The organism is Rhodococcus sp. DMU1, assembly GCF_012272955.1.
GTDB lineage: Bacteria > Actinomycetota > Actinomycetes > Mycobacteriales > Mycobacteriaceae > Rhodococcus > Rhodococcus aetherivorans.
Genome location: NZ_CP050952.1, coordinates 992,450 through 1,012,922 on the forward strand (window position 1 = coordinate 992,450; position 20,473 = coordinate 1,012,922).

A 20,473-nucleotide genomic window follows, 5' to 3' on the forward strand; every position below is an offset into this window, starting at 1 on the left:
CGGCACCAACTTCTGACAAGGACCTTCGAATGAACCTTCCGATCTACGAGCAGACGCGACGCACTGTGCCGTGCGCGCTGCTGTGCGACAACACCCCGGTGCCGGCCGACGAGCTCGAGGAGCTGGACGTCGATGTGGAGCTCGACCACCTGCCCGTGTTCGTCGGCCGTCCGAACGAACTTCCGAGCGTGTGGTGGTCCATCCTCGCGATGGTCGGCCTGGTGGGGATGCTCGCGTTTATCATGTACGCCGCGGCGGTGTCCTCATGAGCATCGACTTCGTTCCCGAACTGATCGCCCGTCCCGGCACGCGCCGCGCCACCCATGCGAAGCCGACGATGACTGCGGAACGTCGCGCCATGCTTCGCCGCATCACCCGTCGGCATCTGAGCCACGCGGAACCCGCCGAGCAGTACGCCGCCCGCCAGTTCGCCGCAGCGACTCGTGACCACGAGATGACTGTCCTGCACGACGACGGGGTGTACAGGCACGTCCGGTTCGCGAAGCCCGGCACCGGAATGTGGTCGTGGACGCTCACCACGTGGCCAGGGCATCTGTGCATCGACGGCGACCTCGAGTCATTCACGTTCGCCCGCGAACACGACATGTTCGAGTTCTTCGCCTACGACGGCGCCCGGATCAATCCGCACTACTGGGCGGAGAAGATCACGAACGATGCCGCACGGCGGGGAACCCACACGTTCTCCGAATCGAAAGCCGTATCTGCGGTCGTACAGGACTTCCTCGCACAGCGGCACTACGTCGACGGCCCGGCGGCCGATGCATGGCTCGACCTGCGTAACCAGGTCATCGACGAGATCCACTCCTACGACAGCTCACTGTTCCATGAGGCCGTCAACCGCTGGAACTACGACGGTTACCACTTCACCGAAACCTACGAATGGGACGTGTCGGACTGGGATCACCACTACCTGATCGCCTGTCACGCCATCGCCTGGGGAATCGCCCGGTACCGCAAGGTGGTGCAGCCATGAGCGACAGGTGCGGAACGATGGCCGGCTACGCGGACCACCGCAAAAATGGCACGCCAACGTGCCGGGCATGCAAGGACGCCCGCAACGACTACCAGCGGCGCTACCGGATGTACGGGCCGCAGAAGCACGGCATCCACGGCACCTACGGCGGATACAAGCGGCACCTCAGGAACCGAACCCAGCCGTGCACCGAGTGCCTCGAAGCCCACAACGAATACCAGCAGCGGCGGCGCGCACTGACCGCCCGAAACGTGCTCGTCCCGACCGAGCTGCTCGTCGAGCTGTACCTCAGCTCACCGCCTGAGGTGCAGGTCAAGACCGAAGACATGTTGGGAGCCAAGCGCCTCGAGGTGCTGGTGCAGCGCGTGGACGAGGCCGCGGCATGAGCGGCTGGAACGATCCGGGCGCCGACCCGGCCGACGCATGGGCTGTGACGACACCGCCGCCGATCACCATCCACGACGACCGACTCATCTGGCGGCTGCGCACCGGAACCCGCATCCGCGAAGAGTCCGGTCGCACCTTCGCCGTCACCGTCAACGGCCACCTCATCAACACCGGCACCGGCACCTGGTGCGCCGTCGCCGACCTCGAACTCCCCGTGGAGGTACTCCCATGACCACCCACTACATCGCCCCGCCGCGAAACCTGTGGCAGTGCAACACCTGCAACGCGATCCGGTCCGCGAAATGCGCCCCCGCCTGCCTCGCTGGCGACCACTACGACCCGCGTGCGCACCGCGAGGCCGCCGCGGTCGCCGGGCCCGTCGAGGAGGCCCTGTGAGCCACCCCGGATGGGATGACACCGACCGGCCGAGGTTCCTTGAGTTCGATGCCGGCGCTTATGCCGACCGTCTCCACGAGGCGCAGGTCGACCGCGAGATGGGAGTCGATCTGTGAAGATGCCGAAGCTTGAGCCCGGATCGCCCGAATGGGTCCGCACCGTCACCGCCTCGAAGGTCCCTGCCATCCTGGGGATCTCGCGCTACCAGTCGCAGTACGCGCTGTGGCACGAGATGGCCGGACTCGTCGACGCGGCGCCGCTGGGGGAGCAGAAGCAGGACCTGTTCGACTACGGGCACGCCGCGGAGCTGGCCGCCGCCGAGTATTGGAAGTACCGCACCCCCGGCTGGCGTATCTCCACCGGCGAGGTGCAGTTCACCCTGCCCGATCTCGGGTTCCCGAACGCCGCAACCATCGATCGCCGCGCCTCCCGCGGCCGGGCCCGCCGCATCGTCGAAGTCAAGACCGCCCGCTCCCTGGAGGAATGGGGCGACGACGGAAGCGGCGAGGCCCCCGCCGACTACGCCGCCCAGGTCACGTGGCAGATGCTCGTGTCCGGGATCCACGAGGCCGACATCGTTCTGTGGCCCACGTACGGGATGCCGCGCATCTACCCGATCGAATGGGACCGCGAGTTCGCCGACGCGATCCTCGACCGTGTCCGAACATGGGTGGCGTCGCTACAGGCCAGCACCCCGCCGGAGCTGGACAACAGCATCACCACATACGAGTGCCTGCGACGTCTACACCCGGACATCGACCGGGACACCGAGGTCGAACTCGACGAGGACCTGGCCGCCGCATATCTGCGGGCTGTGGCCGATCAGAAGCTGATCGACGCCGAACTGCGTGCCGCGAAGATCCGTGTCCTCGACGCAATGGGCCGCGCCCAGTACGCCACCTGCCGCGGTCGCAAGATCGCCGACCGACGCAACGGCCGCGGCGACTCCATCAGCTTGTACGCCAACACCAAGACCGACTTCCTCGAAGGAGTAAGTGCATGACCACCAACGACATCGCGCACCTGGACGAGGGCGACACCGTTCCCTCGGGCGCAAGCTTCGCTGCGACCACCGACTCGAGCAAGGCGATCGACACCCTCATGTCGCACGCCAAGGCGATGGACATCGCGTACTCGCTCGCCGAAGGCATGTGCAAGACCGCGCTCGTGCCGAGCATCTACCGCGGTAAGCCCGCTGACGGCACGGCGGCGATCCTGTACGGCGCCGAGCTGGGCCTCAATCCGATCCAGTCCCTGCAGCAGATCTTCGTCGTGCACGGGGCGCCGGCGATCTACGCCCGGACGATGGTCGCCCTATTGAAGGTGAAGGGCTACCACATCTGGACCGAGGAGAGCACCGACGAGTCGGTGACGGTCTGCGGGCAGGCGCCCTCCGGCATCACCGAGTCCTCCACGTGGACGATGGACCGCGCCCGCAAGGCCGGATACGTGCCCGAGGTCGATGAGCGCACCGGGAAGTTCAAGACGAACGACAAGGGCAACCTCATCGGGAACGAGAAGTACCTCAAGGACCCGCAGGCAATGCTCTACGCCAAGGCCGCTTCCGAGGTTTGCCGCAAGATCGCACCGGACGTCCTCCTCGGTATCGCGCACACACGCGAGGACCTCGAGCTCGACCCGCCGGAGGAGGCGACCGTACAGCGCAGCGCCCCGAAGCAGCGCGGCGTTGCCGGCGCCCGGGCTGCCCTGGGCATCGCCTCGAAGCAGGGCGAAAAAGCGGACACCCCGCAGGCCAGCGAACCGCCCACGGCAGAGAAGACACCTCCGGCCGCTACCCCAGCGGACCTCAAACGCCTCGATGCCGCACTCACCGACGCTGGGATCCTCGACCAGGAGGAGCGCCGCACGTTCTTGTCGGCCCGCGTCGGCCACGAACTCCGGGCTGCTCGAGAGCTGACGCGCGACGAGGTGGCCTCGATCATCCGGTTCGTCAAGGAAGGCGAGCCAGCCGAGGCCGGTGAGCCAGCATGACCGGTCACGCAGAGAAGGCCACCGCCCTGCTGCAGGTTGCGCAGACACAGCTCGGGTCCGGGTCACGGTTCGAGGCGGTGTCGGCGGCGAGCGTGCACGCGCAGCTCGCCCAGGTCGAAGCCACTACCGGCCTCGCCACCGCCGTGCGCGACCTGACCGCGGCGCTCGTCGACGAGGAGAAGACCGTCGACCAGATCAGCACCGACGCCGTGGCGCGTGATGTGGCAGCGATCGGGGACCGCCCATGACCGGCCGCCAACTGGCCGTGTTCGCCCTCGCCGTCGGTGTGTCGGCGGCGGGGGTGGCGGTCGCCATCTTCCTGGCCGGCGACTCGATCGTCGGCGCCATCGAGAGGTCGTTCCCTCAGCGCTGGAAGGCCCTGCCGTGACCATCCGAACCCGCGTCCACCGCACCGAGATCCCCATCACCGACGAGACGGTGCAGACGCTCCGCGGCTATCGCCGAGCCATCGCCGTCGCCCCCAGCCGACGCGCACCCACCGAGTGCCTCGAGGTCTGGTACGAGTGCGCCGACATCGACGAGGACATGACCGTCCGATTCCACGTCCACGGCACCGGCCACCCGTTCACTCACGACCGCATCAATGCGCCCCACGTCGGCACGGTATTCACGCACGACAGCCAGCTGGTGTGGCACGTGTACGCCGAATACCCGGTATCCGAGGCCCTTCAGTGAAGCGCCTCGCCATCGCTACAGAGGCGATCGGTCTCACCGCCGCCGGCCTCCTCACTGCCGGCGCCCTGATCATCACCATCCTCACCCCCACAGGAAGGGGACTCATCCCATGAGCCTCGGACTCGAGAAGGCCCGCGCCGCGGCCGGCGGCTACGGCATCGCCGCCGCCTACGACGACATCGACACCGTCCTCGCCGAACGCGACTCCCTCCGCAAGGCCCTCGCAAAGGCCGACGCCGGCAAGGACGCCGCTACAGCCGAAGCCGAACGCCTCGCCGGGCAACTCGGCACCGAACAGTTCCGCACCAAGGGCTGGCGCGACCGGGCCCTGGTCGCCGAAGACCTGTCGCGGCAGCACGCCCAAGACCTGTCCGCCGCCCGAGCCGACGTCATGCGCCTGACCGCGCTGCTCGGACAGGGACTCGACCTGATCGACACCGCAACGAACGGACCCCTCGACACCGTCGACGAGGATCTTCTCGACGCACTGCGCACCGCCCTCACTGTCGCGCCCGGGGAACGGAACATCACAGCCGATGGAAAGTGCGGGCACAACGGCGGCCAGGGAACCGGCGCCGGCCACGTCTGCGTCTGCATCCGAGGGATGAACCATCCATTCGACTCGGAGCGACCGCACGGATGCAGCGGTGGCGCGCTGTGGACAGACGGTGACCGATGAGAGTCACCGACGCCAACGCTGCCATCCGCATCGGCCGGTGGGCACTCGACAACCGCGAGATCCTGCCCGACCAGGTCCGCCTCGACATCGCGCATATCGCCGAACGCGGCAGCCAGAAACTCATGGCCGGCCTCCGCGACGACGAACTCGCCACCCTCCGAGGAGCACCACGCTCATGACCTGCAAGACACCAGGCTGCAGCCGCGGCGGACAAACCCGCCGCGGCATGTGTCGCGCCTGCTACGAACGCTGGCGCCTCCGCCAGCACGCATACGGACGCTTCCAGCCGCTCGTCGTCGACGCCGAACCAGCACGACGACACATCACCGCCATGCGCGACATCGGTCTCACCTGGCGCACCATCAGCAACCTCAGCGGAGTCGACCGCAAACAAGTCGCCGACATCTGCCGAGGCGCCAAGATGACCAGCCGCGATGTCGCCGACCGCATCCTCGCCACCCGCATCCCCACCGCGGCACACGAAGTCGCCCCCGACGACGGACGCGTACCCGCCATCGGCACCACCCGCCGCATCCAGGCCCTCGTCGCGAACGGCTGGACCCAGTCCTACATCGCCGAGCAGGTCGGCATCACCGTCGCCAACATGGTGCCGCTCACCTTCGGCCGGCAGCCCATGGTGCAGGCCGCCAAGGCCCGCACCGTCGCCGCGCTTTTCGACCGGCTCCAACTCGAACAGGGCCCATCTACCAGGGCCCGCAACATCGGCCGCAAGTACGGGTGGGCGTTGCCACTCGAATGGGACGACGACGCCATCGACAACCCCGACGCCACACCGATCGTGTCCCGCCGCACCAAGCGGGACGACTTCCTCGGACCCGTCATCGAACGCCGCGAGAAAGTCTTCGAGCTCACCCGCAACGGACTGTCCTCCGCGCAGATCGCCGACCAGCTCGGCGTCGACCCGCGGACGATCACCCGCGACAGGGGCGCCGCGGCATGACCGAATCCATCACCACCCGAGTGGAGCCAGCGGCCGCCATCAAGGCCGCCGAACACCCACACCAACCACCGGAGCGCCACTGCAAAGTCTGCGGCGCCCCGGCCGCCGCCGGCGCCTACTGGTGCCGTGACTGCAAGGGGCTGCTGTGAACGTCCATGACCGCGGCGATCAGACCATCCTGCGTCACGCCGGCAAGGCCGGTTACTGCGGTCGGGTTGCATATACATCAACGTTGAATCCAGCTGCACCGCAACAGGACCCGATGTGGAACACTCCCGGCGCACTCGAACCCATAGAGAGGAGGGCCGCCTGATGGCGCGGGACCACGGCCGCATCTTCACGTCGATCTGGTCCGACGAGGACTTCCGCCAACTCACCCCCGGGGCGCAGCACGTGTACCTGATGCTCACCACCTCACCGAGCCTGAGCTACTGCGGTGTCGCGGATTGGCGACCACGCAGGCTGCTCCCGCTCGCACGCGACTGGAAGCCGGACCACTTCTGGGCCTCCGTCGCAGAGCTGGTGCAGCGTCTCTACATCGTCGTCGACGAGGACACCGAAGAGGTTCTCGTCCGATCGTTCATCCGCAACGACGGGTTGATGAAGCAGCGGCATATGGGTGTGTCCATGGCCAAGGCGCATTCGGCTGTGGCGTCGAACGTGCTGCGCGGGGTGATCGTGCACGAGCTGATCCGCCTCCAGGCGGACGAGCCGGAGCTGAAGGGCTGGGGGAGTGACGCGGTCCGCCGGCTGGCCGATCAGACCCCTATCGATCCCGCCACGTACCCCCTCGGTGATGGTGCGGTTCATGCCCCGAACAAGGGTGACGTTCAACCCCCGAGCGATCCCCCTGTTCAGCCCTCGATTCATCCCCCAATTCAGTATGAATCGCGCCCCCCGAATGACCCCTCGACTCAACCCCCCTCTACTCCTTCTCCCTCTCCTTCTCCCTCTCCATCTCCAGATAGGGGTTACGTAAGTACGGAAGGAGACAGGGCGCGCATCACCGAACCCACCCCCTTCTGCTCATCTCATCCAGGCGGCACGACGGCGAACTGCCACGCCTGCGGCGAGGCACGCCGATCGCACACCGCCTGGATGGGCCAGCAGCAACGAGAAGCCGCCCTGCGCCTCTCCACCGAAGCGAGAGAACGCGCCGAGCTCCGAGCCCACGCCATCGCCGAATGCGGCATCTGCGACGACGACGGCTACGACCGAGGGCTCCCATGCGACCACGACCGAGACCGCGAGGAACGAGCCCGAAGAGGGATCGCCGCCGTCCGAGCCAAACTCCCGAAACCGAAAGGCGCCGCCTGATGGCCCGCAGTCGCGCATCCGCCCGCAAGGCCGGCACCGCGTTCGAAACCCTCATCGCCCAAGCCCTCGCACACCACCTCGACGACGACCGCATCGAACGCCGCGCCCGCAACGGCGCCAAAGACCGCGGCGACATCGCAGGCGTACGAATCAGGGGCCAGAGGCTCGTCCTCGAGCTCAAATCCCCTGGGAAGGGTCAGCGGGTGGATCTGCCCGGCTGGACGCGTGAGGCGGCGATCGAGGCCGGTAACGACGATGCCCTCTGCGGACTGGTCGTCCACAAGCGCCACGGCACCACCAACCCACTCGAGCAGTGGGTCACCGGAACTGTCGCCGACCTCATCGCACTCATCACCGGGCACCGACCACAGGAGGACCAGCAGCCGTGACCGAACTCGACCGACCAACCCGGGCACGGCTCCTCACCGCCCTCGACAACATCGCCACCTGGCTCGCCGACGAGCTCGACACCACCATCGCCAAGCTCACCGCCCAACCCGACATGGTCGGCGGCCCAAGTGCTGACACACCACTACCCATCAACGCCGACGCCTTCGACGCCGCACTCGACCTGACCGGCACCCTCGACGACTGGATCAACCAGGTGTGCCTCACACACCACCAAATCGCCTATCCCGGACGGCTACGCATCCAGCCCGCCGCGACATGGCTGTACGACCACTACCTCGACCTAGCCCGCCACGAACGTATCCAGCAGGCCGCCCGCGAGATCATCGAAGCCCACGACCGCGTCTACCACCTCGTCGAACAGAAACGTGACCCCGCATGGAAGCAAGCTGACCCAATCGCAGCAGCAGCAACAGAACTCAATCCGAGCGGACTCGAAACGCTAGGCCGCGAACTAGGCGGCGACTACTCCACCCTCACCCGAGAACGAGTCGAATCCCTACGACGGAACGGCCACATCACACCCGTCCGCGCCATCGAAGGAATCGGAAACCTCTACAACACAGGAGATGTGCTGATCGCGCATCTGACAATTCCGATGAGGAAACGGAAGCGAGCAGCGTAAACGTTCTTAACCGACCCGCTGTGATACGCTTCGCGCGAAGCCGAGTGTGACCCCCAAGGTCCCTCGGCTTTCGTCGTCGAAGGGGGACACAATGCAACTCCGAACCCACATCCGAATCCTGCTCCTCATCGCCACCCACCTCCGCCTCCGCCACTGACCCACACACGTCCACCCTCGACGCAGCCACAGGCGCTCGGGTGGACACGCCCCGCACCGTCCATTGGATGGTGGCGGTGCGGGGCCATAGACCAAGAAGGACACATGGCCACAACCACCGAACGCGGTCTCGGATGGAAGCACAGGCAACAGCGTGATCGGCTACTACGCAACCATGTCGACGGATCGCCGTGCTGGTGGTGTAACCAACCTCTACATCGCGACCCCACCCGGAACTGGGATGGCCGATCCCTTCACGCGGACCACAGCATCGCCCGATCCCGCGGCGGCACCATCGCCGACCGACTGATCCACGACACATGCAACAAATCACGGGGAGACGGCAGCCGCGACCACCTCAGGCCGGCCATCACCGGAATTGATCCCGCGTCCGCGAAATCGATCGACGACCAACTAGGCATCCGCCTACTTCCCTGGCCATAACAGACCACAACAACCCGCGCACAAAAGAACGCCCCGGTGAGGACTCCAATCCTCCCGGGGCTTTGCCGACTGTGAAGGAGTCGACGTGCAGAACGTAGCAGTACCGCAACGCGCGTGCCTCGAGTGCGGACGCAGTAAGCCACCCGGCGAGTACTACTACAACCGCAAGGCAGGTACGTACTTCAAGCACTGCAAGGACTGTGTCCGAACGGCCAACTTGAAGCGCTACCACGACCGCAACCCAGGTTCGAACACCGCACACACTCGACGTGAGACCAGCAGGCGACGGCAACTGACAACTGCACCGGACGTGACCTCAACCAACACGACAACCCGCGGACTAGGTTGGCAGCACCAACTGCAACGCGCCCGGCTTATCGCCCAGCACATCGACGGATCTCCCTGCTACTGGTGTGGCCGCGGCACCTTCCTCAGCGCCGACCAGAACTGGGACGGGAACGGGCTGGAAGCCGACCACAGCATCCCTCGCTCCGCTGGAGGGACCATCGCCGATCGACTGATGCACAGAACGTGCAATCGAGCCCGTGGCGACGGCGATCGCGACCATCTCAGGCCCGCTCTGAGCATGCCCGCGCACGCCTGACGGACAATCCCCACCCGACCCGAAAATTATCGAGGGGGTGGGGGGTCCGTGACTGGCCGCCTCAGTCTCGAACTTTTTTACGGACCGGAATTTTCTACGGGATCGGGGAGGTGATCGCGTGCCAGATCTGGACAGTCTTGCGTCGGCCGGCCGTCGCCTCTACGCCGAGCTGCACGACGACGCCGATCCCTACTCGCTGACGGCGCTGATCGTCGAAGCTGCCCGCATCAAGGACCGTCTCGACCAGTTCGACCGAGTTCTCTGCGGCGACGTCGATTGCTGGGTGAGCCTCGTCGACGCGCGCGGGGCGGACGGCATCCTCGAGATCCGCGTGGATGGCGCACTGCAGGAGTCGAGGCAGCAGGCCAACGCCCTTCGGCAACTGCTCGCCGAGATCCGCCGACAGAAGGACTCCGAGCCTGCCGGTGATGACGATGACGGCCTCGCTGATCTGTGACGATTTCCCCACCCTGACCGGCCGGCAAGAACCGCACAACCTGTCTGTCTCTGACGGTGACATCACGCACGGCGAGAAGGCCGTCGAGCTCGGTCGGCGCGCCGGGTCGATCGCGATGCCGTGGCAGGTCAAGGCGCAGCATGCGATCCTGTCGACCACCCAGTTTGGGCGGTGGGTGCACTCGACGTGCTGTCTGATCGTCCCGAGGCAGAACGGCAAGTCTGAGATCCTCATCCAGCGATGCCTGTACGGGCTGTTCAAGCTGGACGAGACCATCATCTACACCGCGCAACGGTGGAAGACCGCCCGCGACGGGTGGAAGCGGATGATGGCGCTCATCAAGAGCCGACCATGGCTGCGGAAGCGCGTCGTTCGAGCTACGTGCTCGCAGGGTGAGGGCATCATCGAGCTGACATCAGGCGCGACGATCTCGTTCGGCACCCGATCGAACGACACTGGCCGCGGCCTGACCGACGTCGACCTGGTCATCTACGACGAGGCATACAACCTGACGCCGGGCGAGATCTCCGCGATGTCGTTCGTGCAGATGGCCGCGAAGAACCCCCAGCGGATCTACGCCTCGTCTGCAGTGAATCAGGATGAGCACCCCAACGGCGAGGTGCTCGCGTCGGTCCGCCAGCGTGGACTGAAACAAGAGCCGGGCCTGTATTTCGCCGAGTACATGGCGGCTGAGGGAATGCCGCGAGACTCGGAAGAAACATGGCGCTACGCGAACCCGTCGTACGGGGTCATTCAGACTGACGAGAAGATCCTCGACATCATGAAGAACCTCGCGACCCCGGCGGGACGCAAGGGGTTCGACGTCGAAGCGCTCGGCCGCGGCGATTGGCCGGCCACCGACGACAAGGCGGAGACCTGGCAAATCGTCGCCGAAGACCACTGGTCTGGGTTGCTCGACTACGCGCCGGATCTGATCGGAACGACCGGGATCGGTGTCGCGCGTGTCGGAAGCCAGTGGGCAATCGCGGCGGCCCGGCGCACCGTCGACGAGCGGATCCACGTCGAGGTCGGGTACCTGCCGATTGCACCGAACCCGGAGATCGTCGCGCTTCTCGCTCGCGTTGATGACGCGATCGAGCCCTGTGCGATCGCCACGGACAGTCGCTCGCCGGCCGCCGTGATCGAGCCGCTGATGAAGACTGCCGGAATCGAGCTGATCAAGTCAACGACTAATCAGGCCGCACTCATGTGTGCCGGGTTCGTCGACGACGTCGAGGACGGGCTGATCTGCCACACCGGGCAGCCATCCCTACGGCACGCACTCGAACACGCCATGAAGCGTGAACTGCCACGAAAAGACTGGGTCATCGACTCGAACGGTGATCCGGGCGTCGCGTCGCTGCAGGCCGTCGTCTTGGCGCGGTGGGCGCTACTCACATTCGAGTCCCGCGTCGTCGGTCCGGCGGCCGCGCCCGCGTTCGAACGTGCCACCGGTACCGAGGGCGGCTACGTCGATTCGTTCGACGCGATGACCGTCGCGTTCTGAGGAAGGAGGTGACCATGGCGCAGACAGCGCGGCCGGCCACCGAAGTGGGATACGTCAACGGCGGCGGGACCGAGTGGCAGCAGTGGGACCACACCGAGAAAGTCCCTGAACTGCAGTGGCCCGAGTCGGTGAAGGTGTTCAGCCGGATGGGCCGTGAGGACGGCCGCGCCTCCTCGCTGCTGCGCGCGATCGGGCTACCGATCCGGCGAACAGGATGGCACCTCGACCAGAACGGGGCCAGAGACGAGGTGACCGAGTTCGTCGCGCGGAACCTGAGACTGGGCATCAAGGGGTCGGACTTTGTGCCGGCGACCCGCACGAGGGGTCGATTCTCCTGGCGGAGTCACCTGCAGCCGGCGCTGTTGATGCTGCAGTACGGGCATTCGTTCTTCGAGCAGGTCTATCAGTTCGATCAGGACGGAAGGATCAGCCTGCGCAAGCTCGCGCCGCGCCCCCAGCGCACGATCTCGAAGATCAATGTCGCACTCGACGGCGGCCTCGAATCGATCACGCAGGAGCCTCCGGTCGGCAGGCTCACTGCGGCCTCGGCGATCCCGGACGGATTCACGATCCCCGTCTCTCGTCTCGTTGCCTACGTGCACGAACCGGACCCCGGACAGTGGCAGGGCAACTCGATCCTGCGGCCGGCGTACAAGCACTGGATTCTCAAGGACGAGTTCATGCGGACGCAGGCCGCGGCGGCTCGACGCAACGGCATCGGTGTGCCGGTCGGTACTGCATCGAAGTCCGACGACCAGGCCGAGGTCGACCACATGCGGGATCTTGCGTCGAACTTCAAGGGCGGTATGACGTCCGGTGTCGGTCTCGCAAACGGCCAGAAACTCGAGCTGCTCAGCGTGCAGGGCGTGTTGCTCGACATCCAGCAGGCCATCGACTATCAGGACAAACAGATCGCGCTTGCAGGTCTGGCGCACTTCCTGAACCTCGACGAGGGCGGATCATTCGCCCTCGCGAGCGTTCAGGAGGACACGTTCGTGCAATCGGTACAGACGCTCGCCGAGAGCATTGCGGACATCGGCACGGCCCACGTCGTCGAGGACCTCGTGGACCTGAACTGGGGTGAGGACGAGCCCGCACCGAAGATCGTGTTCGACGAGATCGGCTCGCGCCAGGACCTGACCGCATCCGCGCTGAAGATGCTCATCGACGCTGGCCTGATCCGTCTCGACCGTTCGCTCGAGGAGTACACGCGGCAGCAATACGGTCTGCCAGCCAAGGACACCCCGCCCCCATCCGAGCCATGGACGCCCCCCTCCGGCCCGACCGAATCCGAGGGGACGACCACGTAAAGGAGACGACCATGACCATCCGCAACGGTGCTGGTGCTTCCCGCCGACCGCGCGAGTGGTGCCGGATCAACGCGCAGGCTGGCGCCGCCACCGAGATCCTGATCTACGACGTGATCGGCAGCTACTGGCGAGATACCGACGCTCAGACGATCGCCACTCAGATCAAAGAACTCGACACCGACGAGATTGTCGTCCGGATCAACTCGCCCGGCGGCGATGCGTTCGACGGCATCGCGATCATGAACGCTCTTCGTGCGCACTCGGCGAAGGTCACCGTTCGCATCGACGGACTGGCCGCGTCGGCCGCGTCGGTGATCGCGATGGCCGGCGACGAGATCGTCATGGGCGAAGGCTCGCAGATGATGATCCACGAAGCGTGGCTCTACACCTCCGGCACCGCCGACTACCTGAGGTCGGAAGCGGACCGGCTCGACAAGATGACCGACTCGATCACGTCGCTGTATGCCCGCCGGGCCGGTGGGGATTTCGAGGAGTGGCGCGACCTCGTCGCTGCCGAAACCTGGTTCACCGCAGACGAAGCCGTGGCAGCTGGCCTGGCCGACAAGGTCAGTGACAGTACCCCCGACAGTGGTGAACTCTCCGCGGCATTCAACCTGTCGCAGTTCCGCTTCGCCGGTCGGGAACATGCCCCGGCCCCACGGATCCCCTCTGCCGAGGCGGTAGAGGACACCAACAGGAAGGAGGGCATCGTGCCCACCCTCAACGAAACTCTCGCCCAGCGCCTCGGCATCAACGCCGACGCCACCGACGAGACGATTCTGGCCGCCCTCGACGAGGCACTGGCCGAGCAGGCCCAGGAAACCGGAACCCAGGCATCCGCCCCCGGCGCCGGCGACCCGACCGCCGAACAGGTCGCAACCTACATGGAGCGCCACGGCCTCGTCGCCGTCGACCGTGCCCAGCACGAGGACTACATCGCTGCCGCCAACGAAGGCCGCGCAGCTCGAGCCCAGCAGCTCCGCGAAGCCGACGAGGCACTCGTCGACGGAGCAATCCGCGCCGGGAAGTTCGGCCCCGGCCGGCGTGAGCACTGGCTCAACGCTCTCAAGCGCGACCGCGAGGGCGCCACCGAGGCAATCAACAGCCTCGCGAAGGGTCTCGTACCGCTTGACGAGGTCGGTCACGGCGTCGACCCGGAGCCCACCGGCGGTGCGGACTTCACGGCCGTCGACAAGTTCAAGAACTGGATCGAGGAGAACTGACATGGCTGCAGTCACACAGGTCACCCAGGGTGGCCCCAAGAGTTTCATCCCGGCCGAGGTCATCCTCGGAGGACAGCTCGTCGAGGCCCGCGCCGCCGGCCGGATCGGCGTCGCCGCCGCGGACAGCGTGAAAGTCCTCGGCGTCGCACTCACCGACGGCCAGAGCCCCGAAACGGCACAGGGCGGAACCACCGTCGACGCGATCGGGCGCCCGATCATCAACGCGATGCCGATCCCTACCGTCGTCTCCGTCGCTTACGCGGGCACCGAAACGAAGGTGACCTACTCGGCCGCCGCGCAGTTCGGCGACAAGCTGGTCTCGACCGGTGCCGGCAAGGTCGGGCCCGCCGCCGTCGACGCCACCGCCGCCGAGATCGTCGGCATCTGCACCCAGCCCCAGGGCGTCGCCGCCAACGCGGTCGGCCTCATCCGGATCGCCTGATCCCTCACTTCCCCAGGAGACAATCACCATGGCACCCAGGACCATCGTGAGCGGGTCGGACGGCGCGGCACTGACCGTGGCCGACTTCCTCGCGAACCCGCTGCTGATCCCGACCAAGCTCAAGAAGCTGCTCGAGAACCAGTTCATCGCCGAATCGCTGCTCCGCAACGCCGGCGCCAACACCTCCGGCGTGTTCGCCTACCACGAAGGCGACCCGGCCTTCCTCGCCGACGACATCGACGAGCTGGCCGAGTTCGGCGAGATCACGGTCTCGAACGCCGCCCGCGGTATTCCGAAGGTCGTGTTCTCGACCAAGCGCGGCAAGGGTATTCGCGTCACCCTCGACATGATTCGGAAGAATCAGATCGACGACGTGAACAAGCAGATCACCGCGCTGAAGAACACTTTCATCAGGGCCAACGATCGTGCAGCGAAGGCGATCTTCAACTCCGTCCCCTCGTTCCCCGTGTCCACCGCGTGGGACGTGGCGAACTCGCGGCCGCGGCGCGACATCGCCGACGCGATCTTCGAGATCTCTCAGGCCGCCCCTACCGCAGAGCAGGGCGGCAGCGAAGACGAGGGGTACGAGTTCGCCGCCGACACGATCGTGCTCAACCCTGCGTTGCTTCCGATTCTGATGGACAACGACGATCTGCTGAAGGTCTACCGCGGCAATATCGCCGACCAGAACATCGCGTATGTCGGTGCGCTGCCGGAGACCATCCACAACCTGCAGATCATCGTGTCGCGGGCATGGCCGGCCGACCGGGCACTCATCCTCGAGCGCGGCACCATCGGGTTCTACGGCGACGCTCGTCCGCTGACGTTCACCGAGCTGTACCCCGAGGGCAACGGCCCCAACGGTGGTCCGCGTGAGACGTGGCGCTCGGATGCGACGCAGGAACGCGGACTGGCGCTCGACCAGCCGCAGGCGGGTCTGTGGCTGACGGGTCTGGTGACGCCGTGACCAACTACATTCTGACCGCGCTGCGGTTCAACCAGGTTCTTGAGCGCAACGACCAGGGCCGGCCGATCAAGGAGATCAGACACCGTCAGGGCGCCCTGGTCACCGATCTCGACGAACTGGAAGCGCAACGCCTGCTGCGTGCCGGAGCGATCCGTCCCGCCGACGAGGTCACCGACGAGGCAACCGAGGACCCCGACGTCAACACTGGCGGCGACACCGTCGGCGGTCAGGCACCGCTCCAGGGTGACGAGACCCCGGTCTCGGGTTCTGGTGGAAGGTTGGCCGAGAAGCCCCGCAAGCCTCGTGCGACCGCGACTGACGAGAAGTGGGTGGCGTATGCGGAAGCGATCGGCATCGACGATGCCGACCTCGACGGTAAGAACAAGGACGAGATCATCGCCCTCGTCGACGCTGCCGAAGCGAAATGAGATGAGGCGTCGCTGTGGCTGACTTCGTCGACGTCACGGGGCTCACTCTCGGCTGGCGGCCACTGTCGGCAACCGAGACGATCTGGGCCGAACAGCTCATCGCCTCAGCCTCGCAGTGGATCCGTAAGCACAAACCGACCATCGACGACGGCGATCCGGACGCTCGGTTCGTCGTCGTCGAGGTCGTACGGGCAGCGCTGACAGCTGCCAAGCACGCCGGACACGTTTCCTACACGAAGACGGTGGGAGGGGTGACGCGGTCGGGGACCCTCGTCAACCCGGGCCGGTCACTGGTGTTCACCCCGTACCACTACCAGCTGCTCGGAATCTCGCAGGCGGCGAAACCGTCGTGGACGTTCGGAGACTGACATGGACGATCTCGGTAACCAGACCATCCGCGTGACCGTCCGGGAGCGCGGCAAACGGGGTGTGATGACCGAGCGGCCCGGAGGCGAGTACCCCGGCTGCTCGGTGCAGCCGGTGTCGTCCACCGAGGGTGTTCCGCTCGAGCGACACGACCGGTGGGTTCTCTACGCGCCGCCGGGGTTCCCGGAGTCCACCGAGAACGTTCTCGACGTCGACGGAATCGGGCCGCGGCTGCACGTCGACGGTGAGCTGCAGACGTGGTTCGACGACGACGGGATCCCGGACCACGTGTGGGGCTATCTCGAAAGGTGGGAGGGAAATGGCTGATCGGAAACCCGGCACGTTCCGTTTCTCCTCGAAGGACGCGAAGGCGATCATGGCGTCGAGGTCCGTTCAAGCGGCCACGGCGGGGGCAGCGCGGGTCGGTCTCGAGGCGTTCCGTCGCGAAGCCCGCCGGCACGCGAAGATCGGTCAGCTCGCTGCCCGGGTGCGTATCGAACGGGCGCGAGGCTGGGACGGGCGGCCCGGTCACCGCATCGTCGCCTCCCGGGCCGGTAACCAGTACGCGTTGTTCGGCACCAGGCGTTCGAAGCCGGTGCGCGCGACCGAGGCCGCGATGCGCGCCATGAACCAGCGACGGAGGTACTGATGGTTGTCGAGCTCGACGGGACGCTGTTCCCGGATATTCAAGAGGTGCTGATGGTGTACCTCGCCCCGCTGGGGGAGACGGACACCGAACCACCTGTCGAAGACGGCATCGGCATCCAGATCAACCGCACCGGCGGCGGCAACGACGGGATCAGCGACTACCCGCGCGTGCAGATCACCTGCCATCACCCGGACCCGCGTGGCGCCTCGCTCCTCGCGCGGCAGGTCGCGAACCGGATGGAGAACATCCCCGGCGTTGCGATCGACGTCGAGGGTGAGCCGAAGCCGATCTGCGTCGACTCCTGCCGGGTCGACACCCCACCGGAAGCAGAGCCGTACGACAACCCCGACGCTCGACGCGAGGTCGCGTACTACGCGCTCAGTCTGCAGAAACCCTGGCGGCGCTGACACCCCAGGTCACCCCCCATTCCTTCCTGGCTCACGACATACACGTCGTGGGCCTTTCTCATGCCCAGGAGGCATCATGGCCACATCTGTTGGCGAACTCGAGGTCGCGCGGCACCAGCGCGAGCTCATCCTCAAGCCCAACCGCATGCACATCTTCGGGATGGGCATGGACGTCGACCCGATCGAGTACATCACCGAGGGCGCGAACTCTCAGCTCGCCGAACTCCCGGATGGTGCGTGGGACTTCGGTCTCCTGCTCAAGGACGATGCGATCACGCTGACTCGTGAGATGGAGAAGTCCGACATCATGGCGGTCGGCTACTCGAATCCGATCCGCTCTGACTTCACGTCCGACATCGCGGGCCTGCAGTTCACCGGTCTCGAGGCGAACCGGTACAACATCGAGAACAACCTCGGTATGGATCTGTCGCAGATGGTCGCCGATCCGGAGACCGGTGAGATCGCGTTCGATCAGTCGGCGATCGCGGAGATCCGCCAGCAGCGTTACCTCTGCGTCGCCCAGTTCAACTCCGGGGTCGATCGGATCTACCTCGGGCGCCTGTTCTATGCGGGTGAGGTCGCCGAGATGGGGGAGCAGACCCTGTCGGACGGTGAGGGGTCGCTGACCTGGCCGACCACCGTGAATGCGATGGTCGACACCGAGCACGGCGTGTCGGTGCGGCACTACTTCGGCGGCGAGGGCTGGAACCGTGTCCTCGAGGATGCGGGCTTCAAGCGTGGCGGTCTGTCGATCACCACTGCTTCTCTGCCTGCCGGCACCGTCGGCGCGGCCTACTCGCAGACCCTCGCCGTGTCGGGTGGTACGGGCACCAAGACGTGGACGCTGTCGACCGGCACTCTGCCTGCTGGTTTGACGCTCGCCTCGTCGACCGGTGTCATTTCCGGTACCCCGACCGCGGCCGGCACGTCTAACTTCACCGTGCAGGTTGTCGACAGTGCGACGTCCGGCAGTGCCCTCAAGCCGCTGTCGATCGTCGTAAACCCCTAGCGCCCCTGCTGCCTGGCTTTCTGCCGGGTGGTGACGCCCTCCCCGGATGATCCCTGGGGAGGGCGTGTGGCGGGCCAGGATGAGAGGAGACTTCCGTTGGCCTACACCAAGGTCCATCGCGCGGGGTGGCAGAACGATCCGCGGTCTCGTCCCCCTGAGCCTGGGGAGACACCGGTCAATGCTGAGGCGCTCGACCAGATCGAGCGGGGGGATCGCTGACGTCCACGAGCAGCTCGACAGCAGGCTGTCCGGATCAACCCTGAATGCCACGGACGCCGTCGCTATCCGAGCCCTCCGGCCCAGCCGCACCCGCGCACGCAGAACCCCACCACGCCGATGTCGCGGCAGGAGCCGTCCGCGAACGACATCACCTCCCGAGTAGCGGCAGCTTCGGCCCCACATGCGGGGCAGCTGTACCCGAGGGCGGGCATGGATTTCGCCTCGACCGGCCATAGTGTCTCCCCCATGGGGACGAACCTACTCGCCTAGGCAACCGGTTGGGCGGTATCTTTCGTCGATCGCTCAGCTGGCCGACCGCCACGGATCGTCGTCGCGGCGCTCGAGCTGGCGAGGCTTCTCGAATTCGTCGCGCGCCCGGATGACACGCCCGAACACTACGGCCGCAGCGACGGACAGCACGAGCCACCCGAGCAACAGCCAAACGATCCAGGTCATGCCTTGGACAACGGAACGTACCGGCGGAATGTTACTTGATAGTAGGTATATCACCCGCCGGTTCACCCTTTGTGAAGGGCCCCGCCGGTACAGCGTCCCCGACAGCGAGGCCCCCCACCGTCGGCGAGCAGGGGGGGTGCCTATGCCGACGATTTGCTGTTGCGTAGCCGGGAAGCCGCAACAACCACCTTGGACAGTAACAGTCCATCGGTATCTTTTGCGTGCCCGGACATCACCCCGTCATTCACCCTCGGCTTCACTCGGCAGGCGACTCACGTGCCCTGAACGGGGTCGATACCCATCTCGGCCGCGTCGCATTCCTCCATCGCGGGCGACGTGGTCATTGAGGATGAGGACGCCAAGAAGGGTCGGTTCGTCCCGTGCAGCCCCCTGCGAGGCACGGTCCGATCCGGCCACCATGCAGCGTCCCACCCAGGACTCGGATGCGGACGAGATCGAACCGAGAAGCCCCGCCGGCGATCTCTGTGAGGAGCCGACCGGCGGGGCCGGGCCGCCGGACGGGGGAGAACGGCGACCAAGATCAACCCTATGCAGACATCGTGAGGTCTGCAGCTCTTCTGCCCGCAGCTGCTCACCATCTCCCGCACCTGAGGTCGCCACTCCCGTGGCGACCTCAGTCGTTTGTCCCCAAATTCTCCGGCGGCGTGACGTCCCGCAGACCCCGCCACGCCGCCGGTCTCTACCCCGGGTCTGCAACCACCAGAAGAAGGGTCTGCCATGCCCACCATGAGAACCATCCGCAAGGACGACTGGAAGCCGACACCGCTCGTGTCCCCCGACGGTCGCCCCTACACCCCCGGCTCGTTCCGCGAGGACCGCGAACTCCGCAGCAAGGGATACGTCCCCGCGCCGGAGGTCGACACGGCCACCGCAGCGCCCGACAGCGCCGCCGCAGACACAGAGGCCAACCCGGTCCTGGCGATCGACGCCCCGACCGAGACCCAGGCCAAGACCACCCGACGCAACGGAGGCGCGAAGTGAGCACCGACAACCTCGACACCATCACCTCGATCGACACCCAGGACGTCCGCCGGTACGGCGGAGAACAGCGCGAGCCGAAGAAGCCGTTCAAGTTCCAGATCGGCGAATCGCCGACCTTCTACGTCCAGGAACCGGACGCCGACACCGTCATGGACATCGAGGAAGCCCGGACCTCTCGCAGTGTTCTGAAGCTGTTCCTCGGTGACCAGTACGACGATGTCGCCGACTTCCTCGGCCCGCAGGACCCGGACGTGCTGATCGACCTCGCGCGCGACCTGTCCAAGCACTTCGGGCTGTTCGATGCGGAGCAGGCGGTGAACCGCGCCGATCGACGGAGCCGGGATCGGCGCCGCAGCGGTCGTCGCCGCTGAC

33 protein-coding genes are annotated in these 20,473 nt (G+C 66.2%); 32 read left to right on the forward strand and 1 reads right to left on the reverse strand.

The window, feature by feature from the left end; genetic code table 11:
- Positions 1 to 29: 29 nt before the first annotated feature.
- From HFP48_RS04645 to HFP48_RS04785, 30 genes are all read left to right on the forward strand, one after another.
- The gene (locus HFP48_RS04645) at positions 30 to 269 is read left to right on the forward strand and encodes a hypothetical protein (RefSeq protein ID WP_168579100.1); all 240 of its coding nucleotides are present in this window, start codon (positions 30 to 32) and stop codon (positions 267 to 269) included.
- Positions 266 to 994 (forward strand): hypothetical protein, encoded by a 729-nt coding sequence (locus tag HFP48_RS04650; RefSeq protein WP_168579101.1) that lies wholly within the window; start codon positions 266 to 268, stop codon positions 992 to 994. Before HFP48_RS04645 ends, HFP48_RS04650 begins: the two co-directional genes overlap by 4 nt.
- On the forward strand, positions 991 to 1,380 hold the full coding sequence (locus HFP48_RS04655; protein WP_168579102.1) for a hypothetical protein: 390 nt from the start codon (positions 991 to 993) through the stop codon (positions 1,378 to 1,380). Before HFP48_RS04650 ends, HFP48_RS04655 begins: the two co-directional genes overlap by 4 nt.
- Positions 1,377 to 1,613 (forward strand): hypothetical protein, encoded by a 237-nt coding sequence (locus tag HFP48_RS04660; protein WP_168579103.1) that lies wholly within the window; start codon positions 1,377 to 1,379, stop codon positions 1,611 to 1,613. The genes HFP48_RS04655 and HFP48_RS04660 overlap by 4 nt, the downstream gene beginning before the upstream one ends.
- Positions 1,610 to 1,777, forward strand: a complete 168-nt coding sequence (locus HFP48_RS04665) for a hypothetical protein (protein ID WP_168579104.1) — start codon at positions 1,610 to 1,612, stop codon at positions 1,775 to 1,777. The genes HFP48_RS04660 and HFP48_RS04665 overlap by 4 nt, the downstream gene beginning before the upstream one ends.
- Before the next feature lie 118 nt (positions 1,778 to 1,895).
- Positions 1,896 to 2,780 (forward strand): YqaJ viral recombinase family protein, encoded by an 885-nt coding sequence (locus HFP48_RS04670; RefSeq protein WP_168579105.1) that lies wholly within the window; start codon positions 1,896 to 1,898, stop codon positions 2,778 to 2,780.
- A complete protein-coding gene (locus HFP48_RS04675; protein ID WP_168579106.1) occupies positions 2,777 to 3,769 on the forward strand; it encodes a hypothetical protein in 993 nt (330 codons plus the stop codon). Before HFP48_RS04670 ends, HFP48_RS04675 begins: the two co-directional genes overlap by 4 nt.
- On the forward strand, positions 3,766 to 4,017 hold the full coding sequence (locus HFP48_RS04680) for a hypothetical protein (protein WP_168579107.1): 252 nt from the start codon (positions 3,766 to 3,768) through the stop codon (positions 4,015 to 4,017). The genes HFP48_RS04675 and HFP48_RS04680 overlap by 4 nt, the downstream gene beginning before the upstream one ends.
- Positions 4,014 to 4,157, forward strand: a complete 144-nt coding sequence (locus HFP48_RS04685; RefSeq protein ID WP_168579108.1) for a hypothetical protein — start codon at positions 4,014 to 4,016, stop codon at positions 4,155 to 4,157. The genes HFP48_RS04680 and HFP48_RS04685 overlap by 4 nt, the downstream gene beginning before the upstream one ends.
- Positions 4,154 to 4,465 (forward strand): hypothetical protein, encoded by a 312-nt coding sequence (locus HFP48_RS04690; RefSeq protein WP_168579109.1) that lies wholly within the window; start codon positions 4,154 to 4,156, stop codon positions 4,463 to 4,465. The genes HFP48_RS04685 and HFP48_RS04690 overlap by 4 nt, the downstream gene beginning before the upstream one ends.
- Before the next feature lie 109 nt (positions 4,466 to 4,574).
- Positions 4,575 to 5,144 carry a hypothetical protein gene (locus tag HFP48_RS04695; protein WP_246872517.1) on the forward strand — a complete coding sequence of 190 codons (570 nt, stop codon included), beginning with the start codon at positions 4,575 to 4,577 and terminating at the stop codon, positions 5,142 to 5,144.
- Positions 5,141 to 5,323 carry a hypothetical protein gene (locus HFP48_RS04700; RefSeq protein ID WP_168579110.1) on the forward strand — a complete coding sequence of 61 codons (183 nt, stop codon included), beginning with the start codon at positions 5,141 to 5,143 and terminating at the stop codon, positions 5,321 to 5,323. The genes HFP48_RS04695 and HFP48_RS04700 overlap by 4 nt, the downstream gene beginning before the upstream one ends.
- The gene (locus HFP48_RS04705) at positions 5,320 to 6,105 is read left to right on the forward strand and encodes a hypothetical protein (RefSeq protein ID WP_168579111.1); all 786 of its coding nucleotides are present in this window, start codon (positions 5,320 to 5,322) and stop codon (positions 6,103 to 6,105) included. Before HFP48_RS04700 ends, HFP48_RS04705 begins: the two co-directional genes overlap by 4 nt.
- On the forward strand, positions 6,102 to 6,254 hold the full coding sequence (locus HFP48_RS04710; protein ID WP_168579112.1) for a hypothetical protein: 153 nt from the start codon (positions 6,102 to 6,104) through the stop codon (positions 6,252 to 6,254). Before HFP48_RS04705 ends, HFP48_RS04710 begins: the two co-directional genes overlap by 4 nt.
- Positions 6,255 to 6,417: 163 nt before the next feature.
- Positions 6,418 to 7,422 carry a hypothetical protein gene (locus tag HFP48_RS04715; protein WP_168579113.1) on the forward strand — a complete coding sequence of 335 codons (1,005 nt, stop codon included), beginning with the start codon at positions 6,418 to 6,420 and terminating at the stop codon, positions 7,420 to 7,422.
- Positions 7,422 to 7,811, forward strand: coding sequence for a hypothetical protein (locus HFP48_RS04720; RefSeq protein ID WP_168579114.1), 390 nt, complete (start codon positions 7,422 to 7,424; stop codon positions 7,809 to 7,811). The genes HFP48_RS04715 and HFP48_RS04720 overlap by 1 nt, the downstream gene beginning before the upstream one ends.
- Positions 7,808 to 8,455 carry a hypothetical protein gene (locus HFP48_RS04725; protein ID WP_168579115.1) on the forward strand — a complete coding sequence of 216 codons (648 nt, stop codon included), beginning with the start codon at positions 7,808 to 7,810 and terminating at the stop codon, positions 8,453 to 8,455. The genes HFP48_RS04720 and HFP48_RS04725 overlap by 4 nt, the downstream gene beginning before the upstream one ends.
- Before the next feature lie 261 nt (positions 8,456 to 8,716).
- On the forward strand, positions 8,717 to 9,055 hold the full coding sequence (locus HFP48_RS31470; RefSeq protein WP_239010511.1) for a hypothetical protein: 339 nt from the start codon (positions 8,717 to 8,719) through the stop codon (positions 9,053 to 9,055).
- Between the two features lie 722 nt (positions 9,056 to 9,777).
- Positions 9,778 to 10,116 carry a hypothetical protein gene (locus HFP48_RS04730; RefSeq protein WP_168579116.1) on the forward strand — a complete coding sequence of 113 codons (339 nt, stop codon included), beginning with the start codon at positions 9,778 to 9,780 and terminating at the stop codon, positions 10,114 to 10,116.
- The gene (locus HFP48_RS04735) at positions 10,088 to 11,623 is read left to right on the forward strand and encodes a hypothetical protein (protein ID WP_168579117.1); all 1,536 of its coding nucleotides are present in this window, start codon (positions 10,088 to 10,090) and stop codon (positions 11,621 to 11,623) included. The genes HFP48_RS04730 and HFP48_RS04735 overlap by 29 nt, the downstream gene beginning before the upstream one ends.
- A 14-nt stretch (positions 11,624 to 11,637) precedes the next feature.
- Positions 11,638 to 12,933 (forward strand): DUF935 domain-containing protein, encoded by a 1,296-nt coding sequence (locus tag HFP48_RS04740; RefSeq protein ID WP_246872518.1) that lies wholly within the window; start codon positions 11,638 to 11,640, stop codon positions 12,931 to 12,933.
- A gap of 11 nt (positions 12,934 to 12,944) precedes the next feature.
- Complete coding sequence (locus tag HFP48_RS04745) at positions 12,945 to 14,156, forward strand: head maturation protease, ClpP-related (protein ID WP_168579119.1); 1,212 nt, start codon at positions 12,945 to 12,947, stop codon at positions 14,154 to 14,156.
- Position 14,157: 1 nt separating this feature from the next.
- Entirely contained in the window at positions 14,158 to 14,598 is a 441-nt protein-coding gene (locus tag HFP48_RS04750) for a hypothetical protein (RefSeq protein ID WP_168579120.1), read from the forward strand.
- 28 nt (positions 14,599 to 14,626) lie between these two features.
- Positions 14,627 to 15,565 (forward strand): hypothetical protein, encoded by a 939-nt coding sequence (locus HFP48_RS04755; protein ID WP_168579121.1) that lies wholly within the window; start codon positions 14,627 to 14,629, stop codon positions 15,563 to 15,565.
- The gene (locus HFP48_RS04760; protein ID WP_168579122.1) at positions 15,562 to 15,993 is read left to right on the forward strand and encodes a lipase chaperone; all 432 of its coding nucleotides are present in this window, start codon (positions 15,562 to 15,564) and stop codon (positions 15,991 to 15,993) included. Before HFP48_RS04755 ends, HFP48_RS04760 begins: the two co-directional genes overlap by 4 nt.
- A 14-nt stretch (positions 15,994 to 16,007) precedes the next feature.
- Positions 16,008 to 16,361 carry a hypothetical protein gene (locus HFP48_RS04765; RefSeq protein ID WP_168579123.1) on the forward strand — a complete coding sequence of 118 codons (354 nt, stop codon included), beginning with the start codon at positions 16,008 to 16,010 and terminating at the stop codon, positions 16,359 to 16,361.
- Between the two features lies 1 nt (position 16,362).
- The gene (locus HFP48_RS04770; RefSeq protein ID WP_168579124.1) at positions 16,363 to 16,686 is read left to right on the forward strand and encodes a hypothetical protein; all 324 of its coding nucleotides are present in this window, start codon (positions 16,363 to 16,365) and stop codon (positions 16,684 to 16,686) included.
- Positions 16,679 to 17,008, forward strand: a complete 330-nt coding sequence (locus tag HFP48_RS04775; RefSeq protein WP_168579125.1) for a hypothetical protein — start codon at positions 16,679 to 16,681, stop codon at positions 17,006 to 17,008. Before HFP48_RS04770 ends, HFP48_RS04775 begins: the two co-directional genes overlap by 8 nt.
- Complete coding sequence (locus HFP48_RS04780; protein WP_168579126.1) at positions 17,008 to 17,415, forward strand: hypothetical protein; 408 nt, start codon at positions 17,008 to 17,010, stop codon at positions 17,413 to 17,415. Before HFP48_RS04775 ends, HFP48_RS04780 begins: the two co-directional genes overlap by 1 nt.
- A 76-nt stretch (positions 17,416 to 17,491) precedes the next feature.
- A complete protein-coding gene (locus HFP48_RS04785; RefSeq protein ID WP_168579127.1) occupies positions 17,492 to 18,424 on the forward strand; it encodes an Ig domain-containing protein in 933 nt (310 codons plus the stop codon).
- A 522-nt stretch (positions 18,425 to 18,946) separates the two neighbouring features.
- Here HFP48_RS04785 and HFP48_RS04790 read toward each other — a convergent pair.
- Positions 18,947 to 19,099, reverse strand: a complete 153-nt coding sequence (locus tag HFP48_RS04790) for a hypothetical protein (protein ID WP_168579128.1) — start codon at positions 19,097 to 19,099, stop codon at positions 18,947 to 18,949.
- Between the two features lie 738 nt (positions 19,100 to 19,837).
- Here HFP48_RS04790 and HFP48_RS04795 point away from each other — a divergent pair.
- A complete protein-coding gene (locus HFP48_RS04795; protein WP_168579129.1) occupies positions 19,838 to 20,101 on the forward strand; it encodes a hypothetical protein in 264 nt (87 codons plus the stop codon).
- Positions 20,098 to 20,472 carry a hypothetical protein gene (locus HFP48_RS04800; protein WP_168579130.1) on the forward strand — a complete coding sequence of 125 codons (375 nt, stop codon included), beginning with the start codon at positions 20,098 to 20,100 and terminating at the stop codon, positions 20,470 to 20,472. Before HFP48_RS04795 ends, HFP48_RS04800 begins: the two co-directional genes overlap by 4 nt.
- Position 20,473 lies beyond the last annotated feature (1 nt).